This window comes from Kosakonia sp. YIM B13588 (assembly GCF_042788165.1).
In the GTDB taxonomy this organism is placed as follows: domain Bacteria; phylum Pseudomonadota; class Gammaproteobacteria; order Enterobacterales; family Enterobacteriaceae; genus Kosakonia; species Kosakonia sacchari.
On record NZ_JBHZPO010000001.1, the window covers coordinates 26,993 to 40,883 of the forward strand.

A 13,891-nucleotide genomic window follows, 5' to 3' on the forward strand; every position below is an offset into this window, starting at 1 on the left:
GGAGTTTTGATGAAGTATCAATTAACCGCCGTAGAGGCGCGTGTGATTGGCTGTTTACTGGAAAAACAGGTGACGACGCCGGAGCAATATCCGCTCTCCATTAATGGTGTTGTCACGGCCTGTAATCAAAAAACCAACCGTGAACCGGTGATGAACCTTGCCGAACACGAGGTGCAGGCGGTGCTGGATGAGCTGGTTAAGCGCCATTATCTGCGCACGGTAAGCGGTTTTGGTAACCGGGTGACAAAATATGAGCAGCGTTTTTGTAATTCTGAATTTGGGGATCTCAAACTGAGTTCTGCCGAGGTGGCGCTCATCACCACGCTGTTACTGCGCGGGCCGCAAACGCCGGGCGAGTTGCGCACCCGCGGCGAACGCATGCATCAGTTCAGCGATATGGCTGAAGTGGAAAATGCGTTAGAACACCTGGCGACGCGCGAAGACGGGCCGTATGTGGTGCGTCTGCCGAGAGAGCCAGGCAAACGCGAAAGCCGTTTTATGCATCTTTTCAGTGGCGATGTGCAGACGCTGGTGAATGTTGTGGAAGCCGTCAGCCCGCCGGACGCGTCTCTGGCGGCGCGCGTCGACGCGCTGGAAGAGGAAGTAGCTGAACTGAAGCAGCGTCTGGATTCACTGCTCGCACATCTGGGGGATTAACAGTGACAACTTTACGTATCGGTGTGGTAGGGCTTGGCGGGATTGCGCAAAAAGCCTGGTTGCCGGTGTTAGGCGCGGCAACTGACTGGACGCTGACGGCGGCCTGGTCGCCAACGCGGGAAAAAGCACTGCGCGTGTGCGAAACCTGGCGCATTCCGTATGCAGATTCTCTGACTTCCCTGGCGGCACAATGCGACGCGGTTTTTGTCCACACCTCAACGGCTTCCCACTATGCGGTTGTCAGTGAGTTGCTCAATCTCGGTGTACACGTCTGCGTGGATAAACCGCTGGCGGAAAACTTACAGGACGCGGAGCGGCTTATCGAACTGGCCGCGCGTAAAAAACTGACGCTGATGGTCGGGTTTAACCGCCGTTTCTCCCCGCTTTACCGCGAGTTAAAACAGCAGATACCGCAGGCCGCCTCGCTGCGAATGGATAAACACCGTACCGACAGCGTTGGGCCGCATGATTTACGCTTTACCCTGCTGGATGACTACCTGCACGTTGTGGATACCGCGCTGTGGCTGGCGGGCGGTGCCGCGCAATTAAAAAGCGGCACGCTGCTGACCAATGACGACGGCGCCATGATTTATGCCGAGCACCATTTCAGTGTTGAACACCTGCAAATTACCACCAGCATGCATCGCCGGGCAGGCAGCCAGCGTGAATGGGTTCAGGCGGTGACAGACGGTGGGTTGTTCGACATTACCGATATGCGCGAGTGGCGCGAAGAGCGCGGGCAGGGCGTTGTCGCGCGTCCGGTGGCAGGCTGGCAGAGCGTGCTGGAGCAACGCGGTTTCGCCGGATGCGCTCGCCATTTCATTGAATGCGTGCAAAATCAGACAGTTCCGGAAACCGCCGGCGAGCAAGCGATCCTCGCCCAGCGCGTTGTAGATAAGCTCTGGCGCGAGGCGATGAGTGAATAATGCCCGGTAACATCTGGCGATAGTAATTCGCCTTTTTCCCTGTAGACTAAGCGCTTCGCTGTACATCAACGCCTGCATTGCAGGCGTTGTGTCTTATGGAAACCAGAATGAACCTATTAAAATCGCTGGCGGCTGTCAGCTCCATGACGATGTTTTCCCGCGTGTTGGGTTTTGCGCGCGATGCCATTGTGGCAAGGGTATTTGGCGCGGGAATGGCGACCGATGCCTTTTTCGTGGCGTTCAAACTGCCGAATTTATTACGCCGCATTTTTGCAGAAGGGGCGTTTTCTCAGGCCTTTGTGCCGATCCTCGCCGAGTACAAAAGTAAACAGGGTGAAGATGCGACGCGGGTTTTTGTCTCCTATGTCTGCGGGTTGCTGACGCTGGCGCTGGCGATTGTCACCGTGGCCGGGATGCTGGCGGCACCGTGGGTGATCCTCGTCACCGCTCCGGGTTTTGCCGATACGGCGGATAAATTCAACTTAACCTCGCAGCTGCTGCGCATTACCTTCCCTTATATTCTGCTGATCTCGCTGGCGTCGCTGGCCGGGGCGATCCTCAATACCTGGAACCGTTTTTCGGTGCCGGCGTTTGCGCCGACGTTCTTAAACATCAGCATGATTGGCTTTGCGCTATTTGCTGCTCCCTATTTTCATCCGCCGGTACTGGCGCTGGCCTGGGCCGTTACGGTCGGCGGTGTGCTGCAACTGGTGTATCAACTGCCGCACCTGAAGAAAATCGGCATGCTGGTGCTGCCGCGCATCAGCTTCCGCGATGCCGGAGCGATGCGGGTGATCAAACAGATGGGACCGGCGATTCTTGGGGTTTCGGTCAGCCAGATCTCACTTATCATCAACACCATTTTCGCGTCGTTTCTGGTTTCCGGTTCCGTATCGTGGATGTATTACGCTGACCGCCTGATGGAGTTTCCTTCCGGCGTGCTCGGCGTGGCGCTTGGCACCATCCTGCTGCCATCGTTGTCGAAAAGTTTCGCCAGCGGTAACCACGACGAATATTGCCGCCTGATGGATTGGGGCCTGCGGCTCTGTTTTCTGCTGGCGTTGCCCAGCGCCGTAGCGCTCGGCATTCTGGCGAAACCGTTGACCGTTTCGCTGTTCCAGTACGGTAAATTCACCGCATTTGATGCGTTAATGACGCAACGCGCGCTAATCGCCTATTCGGTGGGGTTGATGGGGCTTATCGTGGTGAAAGTGCTGGCGCCAGGCTTCTACTCGCGACAGAACATCAAAACGCCGGTGAAGATTGCCATTGTCACGCTGGTGATGACGCAATTGATGAACCTTGCGTTTATCGGACCGCTGAAACACGCCGGGTTGTCGCTGTCGATTGGTCTGGCGGCCTGTCTGAACGCCGGGTTGCTTTACTGGCAGTTGCGTAAGCAGCAGATCTTTACGCCGCAGCCGGGCTGGGCAAGTTTCCTGCTACGTCTGGTTATCGCGGTGCTGGTGATGGCTGCGGCGTTAGTGGGCATGCTGTATGTCATGCCGGAGTGGTCAACAGGCACTATGCCTTATCGCCTGCTGCGGTTGATGGCCGTTGTGCTGGTCGGCGTGATGGCCTATTTCGCCACGCTTGCGCTGCTGGGCTTTAAAGTGAAAGAGTTTGCGCGTCGGACCACGGCGTAAACCTGGTCAGCGAAGTAGAAGCGAGAAAAGAGAAAAGCAAATTGCCAGGGAATTATCCCTGGCAAAGAAGACGGGTCTTGTTAAATCGAGATTTTCTTTCCGCCACGGCTGGCGGAAGCGGTATAACCATTCGCGCCGTACAGGCTCGGTTCCTGATGCGGCTTTAGCAGTTCCAGCGCTTGCTGGTTACGCGCAATTTGTCCTTCCAGCAGCCATCCGTTGTGCTGGTTAAGGTCGCGCAAATGCTGCGTTTTCTGCGTAATAGTTTGCCAGCGATCGGCGATATCGTCGTTCGCGCTATGTTGCGCTTTTTGTGTCGAACGACGCTGTTGCTCCAGGTAATCCAGTGTCGCGAGCAATGAGCTTTTTTCTTCCGTGATACGCTGCAGTGCGCTGCTTTGAATGTTACCTACGGAAAGCTGTTTTTGCTCAGCATCCATCACGTCTTTAAGAGCGCTCAGGATAACTGTCATTTGATCAAGAATGTCTGACAGTCGATTCATACTGTTATTTACTCTGCAAGTAACTCTTCGCTTCATCAATCAGGGCATCGGCGATTTTGCCGGTGTCCATCTTCAGTTCACCATTACGGATCGCGGTTTTCAGCTGTTCCACGCGTTCCATATTGATGTCATTAGCGCCCGCCTGCATCAGCTTGGTTTGCGCGCCGCTGAGGGTCACGCTGGTGCTGTTTGCCGTAGCCGCTTTTTCCAGACGCGTTTTCTGCGTTTGGGTCTCGTTAGTTTCGCGCTGTTGAACGGAACTAACCGGTTTTAAAGACGATGTGCGATCAATGCTCATAGTGTTGTCCTCATCGAGGTATCCCGGCGTTTCGGGCCTGATATCTTTAGTCGTTGCTTAATTATCGGCAGGCGACATGAATTCTTTAAAAAGATTATAGGTTAATCAGAATATTCCCATCAGCGTTCACTGTACCGCTGACAATCTGCCCTGAAGCCATGCGCACACGGGCGTTTTGCGCCACTGCCGCATTGTTCAGTGCCTGACCTTCGCCGTTCACACTAAAGCCATCGCCCGACGCCACGACCTGTACACGCTGACCCGCTTTAACCCGCCACGCCTGGCGCAACATTGACAGTTGAATCGCCTGGCCTGGGGTAAGATCGCGCAAACTGACCGCATCCTGCGCCTGGGTAATATCCAGCATCGTTCTCGGCGGCAACTGATCGAGACGGCCGCGTTTTAGCGTCACGCTGCCGGGCTGCAACATGCTGCCACGGGCAACGGACTGCGCTGCCACCACATAGTTACCGGTCGCCTGAACCTCCACCTGCAAATAACGCTTAACACCTGCGCAATTCGCCAGCACGTTCAGGTTCCCCCACAGTTTCGCGTTACCGAGCACGCTCAGCGCTGGCTGCTCGCAACTGGGCAACAGATTTTGCGGGGTGCGTATATTTACCACTACCTCGTCACTAAAGCCAGCAAGACGTTGAGCAAAAAATGACGCCAGCTGTGATTGCAAGTCAGCAGCCTGAGCAAAGGCGCTTAATAACAGTAAGGTCGCGGCTAAACCGCCTTTCAACGTGTTCATCGCAGACTCCTGCCTGTTGAGTGGTTGAGGGGATTTTAACCGCATGGTCAACCTATCAACGCAATAAATAGCGACGCATTTTGCCCTTATTCCAGCGATAAGTTTGTCAGCGGAGATTTAAGCTGTTGGCTAAATAATTGTCATCAGTGGGGGAGCCATGCTCGATAAACTTGATGCCGCACTTCGTTTCCAGCAAGAAGCGCTGAACCTGAGCGCCCAGCGTCAGGAAATTCTGGCGGCAAACATCGCCAACGCCGATACCCCGGGGTTTCAGGCGCGCGATATTGATTTCGCCAGCGAATTGAAAAAAGTCATGGAGCGTGGGCGGGCTGAAGGCAGCGGCGTTGCGTTGACTTTGACCTCTTCGCGCCATATCCCGGCGCAGGCGATGAGCGGACCGTCTACCGAGTTGATGTACCGCATTCCGGATCAGCCCTCGCTGGATGGCAACACCGTGGATATGGATCGTGAACGTACGCAGTTCGCTGACAACAGCGTTAAATACCAGACCGGCCTGACCGTGCTGGGTGGGCAGATCAAAAGCATGATGAGTGTTCTGCAACAGGGGAACTAATTAAATGGCATTACTGAATATCTTTGATGTCGCAGGCTCCGCGCTGACCGCGCAGTCCAAACGTTTGAACGTGGCCGCCAGTAACATGGCGAACGCCGACAGCGTGACCGGACCCGATGGTCAGCCGTATCGCGCTAAACAGGTTGTGTTCCAGGTGGATGCTGCGCCCGGGCAAGCGACCGGCGGTGTAAAAGTTGCTGATGTGATTGAAAGCCAGGCACCGGACAAACTGGTTTACGAACCAGGTAACCCGCTGGCTGATGCGAATGGCTACGTCAAAATGCCCAATGTTGATGTGGTCGGCGAAATGGTGAACACCATGTCTGCGTCCCGCAGCTACCAGGCGAACGTTGAAGTGCTTAATACCGTTAAGAGCATGATGCTCAAAACCCTCACGCTCGGACAGTAAAGGAGACGCGCATGTCTATCGCCGTAAGAGTGGATGACCCGACAAATAGCGGTGTCTCCTCGACCAGTAACAACACCAGCACAACCGGAACAAACAGTGCATCCGACCTGCAAGGCAGCTTTTTAACGCTGCTGGTCGCGCAACTGAAAAACCAGGACCCGACTAACCCGCTGCAGAACAACGAACTGACCACTCAGCTGGCGCAAATCAGCACCGTGAGCGGGATTGAAAAACTGAACACTACCCTCGGTTCAATTTCCGGACAGATCGACAACAGCCAGTCGCTGCAGGCGACAAACCTGATTGGCCATGGCGTGATGATCCCGGGACAGACTGTTCTGGTGGGTAAAGAAACCTCAACGCCATTTGGCGTGGAACTGACGCAAGCCGCCGATAAAGTGACCGCTACCGTGACCAGCAAAGACGGTACCGTGGTGCGCACTATCGATATTGGCTCGCTGACTGCCGGTGTCCACACCTTCAGTTGGGACGGCAAGATGACGGATGGAACAGCGGCACCTGATGGCTCTTATAAAGTCTCTATCGCCGCCAGCTCTGGCGCAACACAGCTGGTTGCCCAGCCGCTGCAGTTTGCACTGGTGCAAGGTGTTACCCGCGGCAGCAACGGTAGCACACTGGATTTAGGTACTTACGGTACCACCACACTCGACGAAGTACGGCAGATTATCTAAGCCAAAACACTTATCAGGAGTAAGTCATGGCCTTTTCACAAGCGGTCAGCGGCCTAGATGCTGCGGCCACCAACCTCGATGTCATTGGTAACAACATTGCCAACTCCGCCACCTATGGCTTTAAATCCGGCTCTGCGTCCTTCGCCGATATGTTTGCCGGTTCTAAAGTGGGTCTGGGCGTAAAAGTTGCCGGTATCACTCAGGACTTTACCGACGGTACAACGACCAACACCGGTCGTGGTCTGGACGTTGCGATTAGCCAGAACGGTTTCTTCCGCATGGTTGATACCAACGGTTCTGTTTATTACAGCCGTAACGGCCAGTTCAAGCTGGACGAGAACCGTAACCTGGTCAACATGCAGGGTATGCAGCTGACCGGTTACCCGGTTGCGGGTACACCGCCGGTAGTGCAGACCGGTGCTAACCCGACGACGATTAACATCCCAACGACCGTGATGTCGGCGCGTGCCACCACCACGGCGACGATGCCGATGAACCTGAACTCGACGGCGACCATTCCGACGACGACACCGTTCGATCCGACTAACTCGGATACCTACAACAAAAAAACCACGGTAACGTCTTACGACAGCCTGGGTAACGAACATGCGGTTGACTGCTATTTCGTTAAAACCGCCGCTAACACCTGGGATGTCTACACCAAAGACTCCAGCATCTCCGGCTCTTCTTATGAAAAAGCCGCGCAGATGTCGTTCAGCTCCAACGGTACGCTCACTTCCGTGACTAACTACACCGAAGTGCTGCCGGCCACTACGCCGCGTACCTGGAACCTGAACGCCGCACCGAACGCGCAGCCGCAGATCAACGTCGCGCTGGCCAGCCTCAACGGCTCCGCGGCCAGCACTTACTCGCTGAGCTTCCTGAACTCCATGCAGCAGAACACCGGCAGCAGCGGCGCAGCCTCTGTTGACCAGGATGGTTACCCGCCAGGATCGCTGGTGAGCTACGCCATCAACGATGACGGTACCGTGGTGGGCAGCTACTCCAACGAGAAAACTCAGGTGCTGGGTCAGATCGTGCTGGCGAACTTTGCTAACAACGAAGGCCTGAAATCCGAAGGGGATAACGTCTGGTCTGCGACCACCTCTTCCGGCGTTGCTATCGTGGGTACAGCGGGTTCCGGCAACTTCGGTAAGCTGACCAACGGCGCACTGGAAGCATCAAACGTGAATCTGAGTAAAGAACTGGTGAACATGATCGTCGCGCAGCGTAACTATCAGTCGAACGCGCAGACCATCAAAACCCAGGATCAGATCCTTAACACGCTGGTTAACCTGCGTTAATCGTCTGACGGGATGGCTTAATGGATCACGCAATATACACCGCGATGGGCGCAGCCAGCCAGACGCTGAATCAGCAGGCTGTCACCGCCAGCAACCTCGCGAATGCGTCCACGCCAGGCTTTCGCGCGCAGCTCAATGCGCTGCGTGCGGTACCGGTAGAAGGGCTTTCACTGCCTACCCGTACGCTGGTAGTGGCTTCTACGCCTGGCGCCGATATGACGCCAGGGCAACTTGACTACACCTCGCGTCCGCTGGACGTGGCGTTGCAGCAGGACGGTTGGCTGGCAGTTCAAACGGCGGACGGCTCAGAAGGATATACCCGTAACGGTAATATCCAGGTGAGTTCAACCGGCCAGTTGACCATTCAGGGGCATCCGGTGATTGGCGACGGCGGCCCGATTTCGGTACCGGAAGGTTCGCAAATTAGTATCGCGGCTGACGGTACGATTTCATCGCTGAACCCTGGCGATCCGGCGAATACTATCGCGCCGGTCGGCAAGCTGAAGCTGGTGAAAGCGAACGCGCAGGAAGTGGTGCGCGGTGATGACGGGCTGTTCCGTCTGAGCCAGACCGCACAAGCGACCCGTGGTACGACATTGCAGGACGACCCGTCTATTCGCGTGATGTCAGGTGTGCTGGAGGGCAGTAACGTCAAGCCGGTTGCCGCGATGACCGACATGATCGCCAGCGCCCGTCGTTTCGAAATGCAGATGAAAGTCATCAGCAGCGTCGACGATAACGCCCAGCGCGCCAACCAATTGCTGTCAATGGGCTAATTAAACAGGACTACTTATGATCAGTTCATTATGGATCGCAAAAACCGGCCTCGACGCCCAACAAACCAATATGGATGTCATCGCCAACAACCTGGCGAACGTCAGTACCAATGGTTTTAAGCGCCAGCGCGCGGTATTTGAAGATCTGCTGTACCAGACAATTCGTCAGCCTGGCGCGCAGTCTTCAGCACAAACAACGCTGCCTTCGGGTTTGCAGATCGGTACCGGTGTTCGTCCGGTAGCCACCGAGCGTCTGCACAGCCAGGGCAACCTGTCTCAGACCAACAACAGTAAAGATGTGGCGATCAAAGGGCAGGGCTTCTTTGAAGTACTGCTGCCGGACGGCACCTCGGCGTATACCCGCGATGGTTCCTTCCAGGTCGACCAGAACGGCCAGCTGGTAACGGCGGGCGGTTTCCAGGTGCAGCCTGCGATCACCATTCCGGCGAATACCCTGAGCATCACCATTGGCCGCGACGGCGTGGTCAGCGTGACGCAGCAGGGTAACGCCGCGCCGGTTCAGGTTGGCCAGTTAAACCTGACCACCTTTATGAACGACACCGGTCTGGAAAGTCTTGGCGAAAACCTGTACGCAGAAACGCAGTCGTCTGGCGCGCCGAACTCCACGACGCCGGGGCTGAACGGTGCGGGGATGCTGTATCAGGGGTATGTGGAAACCTCGAACGTAAACGTGGCGGAAGAGCTGGTGAATATGATCCAGGTTCAGCGCGCTTACGAAATTAACAGTAAGGCAGTATCGACCACCGATCAGATGCTGCAAAAACTGACGCAACTCTAAGGCGTTATCCGGTGCGGTAACTGCCGCACCGGAACCCTGATTTCGAAGATGAATGCAATGCAAAAATACGCCGTGCGCAGCTATCCGATTATGGCTTTAGTGGCATTAACCCTGACGGGATGTGCCTGGGTTCCATCAACGCCGTTGGTTCAGGGGGCGACCACCGCTCAACCGATTCCGGGACCGGTGCCGATGGTAAATGGATCGATTTATCAGACTGCGCAGCCGATAAACTACGGCTATCAGCCACTGTTTGAAGACCGCCGTCCGCGTAACGTGGGCGATACATTGACGATCGTACTGCAAGAGAACGTCAGTGCCAGTAAGAGCTCGTCGGCAAATGCCAGCCGTGATAGCAAGGCCAGTTTCGGCATGGATACCACGCCGCGCTACCTGGAAGGTCTGTTTGGTAATTCCCGTGCCGATCTCTCTGCTTCCGGTGGCAATACCTTTAACGGCAAAGGTGGCGCCAATGCCAGCAATACCTTTAGCGGCACGTTGACCGTGACGGTCGATCAGGTGCTGATCAATGGCAATTTACATGTGGTGGGTGAAAAACAGATAGCCATCAACCAGGGCACTGAATTCATCCGCTTCTCGGGTGTCGTGAACCCACGCACCATCAGCGGCAGCAACACGGTTCCGTCCACACAGGTGGCGGACGCGCGCATCGAGTATGTCGGCAACGGCTACATCAACGAAGCGCAGAACATGGGCTGGCTGCAACGTTTCTTCCTCAACTTATCGCCGATGTAACCGGGGTGAATTATGTTTAAGTATTTGACTGGTATCGTGTTAGCGCTGGTGGCGACCTTCGCCCAGGCTGACCGTATCCGGGATCTCACCAGTGTACAGGGCGTACGTGAAAACTCCTTAATTGGTTATGGCCTGGTCGTGGGGCTCGATGGTACAGGTGACCAGACGACCCAGACGCCATTTACCACCCAAACCTTAAACAACATGTTGTCGCAGATGGGAATTACGGTTCCTACCGGCACCAACATGCAGCTGAAAAACGTGGCGGCGGTGATGGTCACCGCGCAGTTCCCGGCGTTTGCGCGCCAGGGGCAAACCATCGATGTGGTGGTCTCCTCAATGGGTAACGCAAAAAGCCTGCGCGGCGGTACGCTGCTGATGACGCCGCTGAAGGGCGTTGACAGCCAGGTTTATGCGCTGGCGCAGGGTAACATTCTGGTCGGCGGTGCGGGTGCTTCCGCAGGCGGCAGCAGTGTGCAGGTTAACCAGCTTAACGGCGGGCGTATCACTAACGGTGCGGTTATCGAACGTGAATTGCCGACCCAGTTTGGCGCAGGCAATACTATCAACCTGCAACTGAACCAGGAAGATTTCAGCATGGCGCAGCAGATTGCCGACACCATCAACCGTAACCGTGGTTACGGCAGCGCCACCGCGCTGGATGCGCGTACCGTGCAGATCCGTGTTTCTAACGGCGGTAGCTCGCAGGTCCGTTTGCTGGCAGACATCCAGAATATGGAAGTTGGCGTTACGCAACAGGATGCGAAAGTCATAATCAACTCGCGTACTGGCTCGGTGGTGATGAACCGCGAAGTGGCGCTGGATAACTGTGCTGTCGCGCAGGGTAACCTTTCAGTGACGGTGAATCAGCAGGCTAACGTGAGCCAGCCGAATACGCCATTCGGTGGCGGTCAGACGGTGGTGACACCGCAAACACAAATTGATTTGCGCCAGAGCGGTGGTTCGCTGCAAAGCGTCCGTTCCAGCGCCAACCTGAACAGTGTGGTCCGCGCGCTTAACGCGCTCGGTGCTTCCCCGATGGAACTGATGTCCATCCTTCAGGCGATGCAAAGCGCAGGCTGCCTGCGTGCGAAACTGGAGATCATCTAATGTTGACTGACAGCCGGTTGTTGACGAGCGCGGCATGGGACGCGCAATCACTGAATGAACTGAAGGCGCAAACGCGCCAGGACCCTGGCGCGAACCTGCGCCCGGTTGCCCGCCAGATGGAAGGGATGTTCGTGCAGATGATGCTGAAAAGCATGCGCGAAGCGTTACCGAAAGACGGTATTTTCAGCAGTGATTCAACGCGGCTGTACACCAGCATGTATGACCAGCAAATTGCACAACAGATGACCGCGGGCAAAGGTCTTGGCCTGGCCGATATGATGGTTAAGCAGATGGCGGGCGATCAGGCGCCTGTTGAGCCTGCCGATCAGATGCAGCAGGTGCCGATGAAGTTCCCGCTGGAAACTGTGACGTCCTATCAAAACCAGGCGCTGACACAACTGGTGCGCAAAGCGATGCCAAAAGTACCGGAAGACGGCGACGAGCCGTTAACCGGTGACAGCAAAGACTTCCTTGCCCAGCTTTCACTGCCGGCGCGTCTTGCCAGTGAGCAGAGCGGCGTTCCGCACCACCTGATCCTCGCGCAAGCTGCGCTGGAATCCGGCTGGGGCCAGCGCCAGATCCCGCGTGAAAACGGTGAGCCGAGCTTTAACATTTTTGGTGTTAAAGCCACGCCTGGCTGGAAAGGGCCGACCACGGAAATCACGACGACAGAATATGAAAACGGCGAAGCGGTGAAGGTGAAAGCCAGGTTCCGCGTTTACAGCTCGTACCTTGAAGCGCTCTCCGATTATGTGGGCATGCTGACGCGTAATAAACGTTACTCGGCGGTGACCACTGCTGCGACGGCAGAGCAGGGCGCGCAGGCGTTGCAAAACGCCGGTTATGCGACCGATCCTAACTACGCCCGTAAGCTGACCAGCATGATCCAACAGCTTAAATCGATGGGTGAAAAGGTCAGTAAAGCCTACAGCACGGATATCCAAAATCTGTTCTGAAATATCTCAAGTTTTGCCCTGGGTTGCCGATAATCGTCAACAGGACTCATGTCTGAAAGTGTATAAGGAACCTCCATGTCCAGTTTGATTAACAGCGCCATGAGTGGGCTCAACGCAGCCCAGGCCGCGCTTAATACCGCAAGTAATAACATTGCCAGTTATAACGTAGCGGGTTATACCCGTCAGACGACGGTGCTCACCTCAGGCAACAGTACCCTGACCGGTGGCGGCTGGGTGGGTAACGGTGTACTCGTTACCGGTGTTCAGCGTGAGTATGACGCCTTTATTACTAATCAGCTGCGTGCAGCGGAAAACCAGAACAGCGGTTTGACCACGCGTTACCAGCAGATGTCAAAAATTGACGATGTGCTGTCGGATACCACTAACTCGCTGTCGACCAGCCTGCAGAGCTTCTTTTCCAGCCTGCAAACGCTGGTAAGTAACGCCTCTGACCCGTCATCCCGTCAGGCGATGCTGGGTAAAGCGGACGGTCTGGTTAACCAGTTCAAAGTGGCCGACCAGTACCTGCGTGACCAGGATAAACAGGTAAACCTGTCGATCTCTTCAAGCGTTGATCAGATCAACAACTACTCCACGCAGATTGCCAAACTTAACGATCAGATTTCCCGTCTGACCGCGGTAGGCGGTGGTGCTTCCCCGAACGACCTGCTCGATCAGCGCGACCAGCTGGTCAGCGAACTGAACAAAATTGTCGGTGTTGAAGTCAGCGTCCAGGATGGCAACACCTACAACATCAGCATGGGTGATGGTTACTCTCTGGTGCAGGGCAGCGATGCGCGCCAGTTGGCGGCCGTCCAGTCCAGCGCCGATCCGGCACGCATGGCCGTGGCGTATGTTGACAAAACCGCAGGCAATATTGAGATCCCGGAAAAACTGATCACCACCGGTTCACTGGGCGGTTTGCTGTCGTTCCGTTCGCAGGATCTTGACCAGGCGCGTAATACGCTTGGGCAACTGGCACTGTCGTTTGCTGATGCGTTCAACAAACAACACGAACAGGGCTTCGATACAACAGGCACTCAAGGCGGCCAGTTCTTTACCATTGGCGCACCATCAACCACCAGCAACTCCAAAAACACCGGTGATGCGGTACTGACCGCTGCGGTCAGCGACAGCTCGGCGGTGCAGGCGACGGATTATAAAGTGGCCTACGATGGGACGAACTGGAAAGTCACCCGACTGTCCAACAATACCACTACCACCGTGACGCCAGATCCTTCCGATGGCACGCTGAATTTCGACGGTCTGAAAGTTAGCATCAACGCCACCACAGGCCCGAAAGCCAACGACAGCTTTACCGTTCGTCCGGTGAGCAATGCGATTGTGAATATGAGCGTGGCGATTACCGATGAGTCGAAAATCGCCATGGCTTCTGTCGCCGGTTCCGGTGCGAGCGATAACCGCAACGGCCAGGCGATGCTGAATCTGCAAAGCGCGAAAGTCGTCGGCGGCAACAAAACGTTTAACGATGCGTATGCCACGTTGGTCAGTGATGTGGGTAACAAAACCTCGACGCTGAAAACCAGCTCCACCACGCAGACGAACGTGGTGACGCAATTGACCAAGCAGCAGCAGTCCATCTCCGGGGTTAACCTCGATGAAGAGTACGGTAACCTGCAGCGTTATCAACAATATTACCTGGCGAATGCTCAGGTTTTACAAACTGCAAGCACGCTGTTTGATGCGCTGCTCGGCATTCGCTAAGTAAGG

At 55.6% G+C, this 13,891-nt stretch carries 16 protein-coding genes; 13 read left to right on the forward strand and 3 right to left on the reverse strand.

The features are described from left to right. The first annotated feature begins 9 nt into the window (after window positions 1–9). From ACFX4U_RS00165 to murJ, 3 genes are all read left to right on the forward strand, one after another. Entirely contained in the window at window positions 10–657 is a 648-nt protein-coding gene (locus ACFX4U_RS00165) for a YceH family protein (protein WP_305736403.1), read from the forward strand. 2 nt (window positions 658–659) lie between these two features. Next, complete coding sequence (locus ACFX4U_RS00170) at window positions 660–1,583, forward strand: Gfo/Idh/MocA family oxidoreductase (protein WP_313507168.1); 924 nt, start codon at window positions 660–662, stop codon at window positions 1,581–1,583. Window positions 1,584–1,690: 107 nt separating this feature from the next. After that, on the forward strand, window positions 1,691–3,229 hold the full coding sequence (murJ, locus tag ACFX4U_RS00175) for a murein biosynthesis integral membrane protein MurJ (protein WP_175272482.1): 1,539 nt from the start codon (window positions 1,691–1,693) through the stop codon (window positions 3,227–3,229). An 80-nt stretch (window positions 3,230–3,309) separates the two neighbouring features. Here the strand turns inward: murJ and flgN are convergent, their stop codons facing one another. The 3 genes from flgN to flgA form a co-directional block, all read right to left on the reverse strand. Next, window positions 3,310–3,732, reverse strand: coding sequence for a flagella biosynthesis chaperone FlgN (gene flgN / locus ACFX4U_RS00180; protein WP_017456399.1), 423 nt, complete (start codon window positions 3,730–3,732; stop codon window positions 3,310–3,312). A 4-nt stretch (window positions 3,733–3,736) separates the two neighbouring features. Then, window positions 3,737–4,030, reverse strand: a complete 294-nt coding sequence (gene flgM, locus ACFX4U_RS00185) for a flagellar biosynthesis anti-sigma factor FlgM (RefSeq protein WP_017456400.1) — start codon at window positions 4,028–4,030, stop codon at window positions 3,737–3,739. A gap of 94 nt (window positions 4,031–4,124) precedes the next feature. After that, entirely contained in the window at window positions 4,125–4,784 is a 660-nt protein-coding gene (flgA, locus tag ACFX4U_RS00190; protein WP_313507166.1) for a flagellar basal body P-ring formation chaperone FlgA, read from the reverse strand. A 157-nt stretch (window positions 4,785–4,941) separates the two neighbouring features. Between flgA and flgB the strand changes: the two genes are divergently transcribed. From flgB to flgK, 10 genes are all read left to right on the forward strand, one after another. After that, window positions 4,942–5,358, forward strand: coding sequence for a flagellar basal body rod protein FlgB (flgB, locus tag ACFX4U_RS00195; RefSeq protein WP_313507165.1), 417 nt, complete (start codon window positions 4,942–4,944; stop codon window positions 5,356–5,358). A 4-nt stretch (window positions 5,359–5,362) separates the two neighbouring features. Further along, complete coding sequence (flgC, locus tag ACFX4U_RS00200) at window positions 5,363–5,767, forward strand: flagellar basal body rod protein FlgC (protein WP_020457431.1); 405 nt, start codon at window positions 5,363–5,365, stop codon at window positions 5,765–5,767. Window positions 5,768–5,778: 11 nt separating this feature from the next. Next, window positions 5,779–6,459, forward strand: a complete 681-nt coding sequence (gene flgD / locus ACFX4U_RS00205; protein WP_200552846.1) for a flagellar hook assembly protein FlgD — start codon at window positions 5,779–5,781, stop codon at window positions 6,457–6,459. 26 nt (window positions 6,460–6,485) lie between these two features. Further along, window positions 6,486–7,763: a flagellar hook protein FlgE gene (gene flgE / locus ACFX4U_RS00210; protein ID WP_305736399.1), complete on the forward strand. Its 1,278-nt coding sequence runs from the start codon at window positions 6,486–6,488 to the stop codon at window positions 7,761–7,763. 20 nt (window positions 7,764–7,783) lie between these two features. After that, window positions 7,784–8,539, forward strand: coding sequence for a flagellar basal body rod protein FlgF (locus tag ACFX4U_RS00215; protein WP_065368751.1), 756 nt, complete (start codon window positions 7,784–7,786; stop codon window positions 8,537–8,539). Between the two features lie 16 nt (window positions 8,540–8,555). Continuing rightward, window positions 8,556–9,338: a flagellar basal-body rod protein FlgG gene (flgG, locus tag ACFX4U_RS00220; RefSeq protein ID WP_020457434.1), complete on the forward strand. Its 783-nt coding sequence runs from the start codon at window positions 8,556–8,558 to the stop codon at window positions 9,336–9,338. A gap of 57 nt (window positions 9,339–9,395) precedes the next feature. Next, window positions 9,396–10,094, forward strand: coding sequence for a flagellar basal body L-ring protein FlgH (gene flgH, locus ACFX4U_RS00225; protein ID WP_040016541.1), 699 nt, complete (start codon window positions 9,396–9,398; stop codon window positions 10,092–10,094). 12 nt (window positions 10,095–10,106) lie between these two features. After that, complete coding sequence (locus ACFX4U_RS00230; protein WP_200552848.1) at window positions 10,107–11,204, forward strand: flagellar basal body P-ring protein FlgI; 1,098 nt, start codon at window positions 10,107–10,109, stop codon at window positions 11,202–11,204. After that, a complete protein-coding gene (gene flgJ, locus ACFX4U_RS00235; protein WP_305736398.1) occupies window positions 11,204–12,160 on the forward strand; it encodes a flagellar assembly peptidoglycan hydrolase FlgJ in 957 nt (318 codons plus the stop codon). The genes ACFX4U_RS00230 and flgJ overlap by 1 nt, the downstream gene beginning before the upstream one ends. Before the next feature lie 75 nt (window positions 12,161–12,235). Continuing rightward, on the forward strand, window positions 12,236–13,885 hold the full coding sequence (gene flgK, locus ACFX4U_RS00240; protein ID WP_305736397.1) for a flagellar hook-associated protein FlgK: 1,650 nt from the start codon (window positions 12,236–12,238) through the stop codon (window positions 13,883–13,885). Window positions 13,886–13,891 lie beyond the last annotated feature (6 nt).

Bases quoted from the DNA above. Each gene is read 5' to 3' on its own strand.
- ACFX4U_RS00165 (WP_305736403.1), top strand. From the start codon at position 10: ATGAAGTATCAATTAACCGCCGTAGAGGCGCGTGTGATTGGCTGTTTA.
- murJ (WP_175272482.1), top strand. From the start codon at position 1,691: ATGAACCTATTAAAATCGCTGGCGGCTGTCAGCTCCATGACGATGTTT.
- flgN (WP_017456399.1), bottom strand. From the start codon at position 3,732: ATGAATCGACTGTCAGACATTCTTGATCAAATGACAGTTATCCTGAGC.
- flgM (WP_017456400.1), bottom strand. From the start codon at position 4,030: ATGAGCATTGATCGCACATCGTCTTTAAAACCGGTTAGTTCCGTTCAA.
- flgA (WP_313507166.1), bottom strand. From the start codon at position 4,784: ATGAACACGTTGAAAGGCGGTTTAGCCGCGACCTTACTGTTATTAAGC.
- flgB (WP_313507165.1), top strand. From the start codon at position 4,942: ATGCTCGATAAACTTGATGCCGCACTTCGTTTCCAGCAAGAAGCGCTG.
- flgC (WP_020457431.1), top strand. From the start codon at position 5,363: ATGGCATTACTGAATATCTTTGATGTCGCAGGCTCCGCGCTGACCGCG.
- flgD (WP_200552846.1), top strand. From the start codon at position 5,779: ATGTCTATCGCCGTAAGAGTGGATGACCCGACAAATAGCGGTGTCTCC.
- flgE (WP_305736399.1), top strand. From the start codon at position 6,486: ATGGCCTTTTCACAAGCGGTCAGCGGCCTAGATGCTGCGGCCACCAAC.
- ACFX4U_RS00215 (WP_065368751.1), top strand. From the start codon at position 7,784: ATGGATCACGCAATATACACCGCGATGGGCGCAGCCAGCCAGACGCTG.
- flgG (WP_020457434.1), top strand. From the start codon at position 8,556: ATGATCAGTTCATTATGGATCGCAAAAACCGGCCTCGACGCCCAACAA.
- flgH (WP_040016541.1), top strand. From the start codon at position 9,396: ATGCAAAAATACGCCGTGCGCAGCTATCCGATTATGGCTTTAGTGGCA.
- ACFX4U_RS00230 (WP_200552848.1), top strand. From the start codon at position 10,107: ATGTTTAAGTATTTGACTGGTATCGTGTTAGCGCTGGTGGCGACCTTC.
- flgJ (WP_305736398.1), top strand. From the start codon at position 11,204: ATGTTGACTGACAGCCGGTTGTTGACGAGCGCGGCATGGGACGCGCAA.
- flgK (WP_305736397.1), top strand. From the start codon at position 12,236: ATGTCCAGTTTGATTAACAGCGCCATGAGTGGGCTCAACGCAGCCCAG.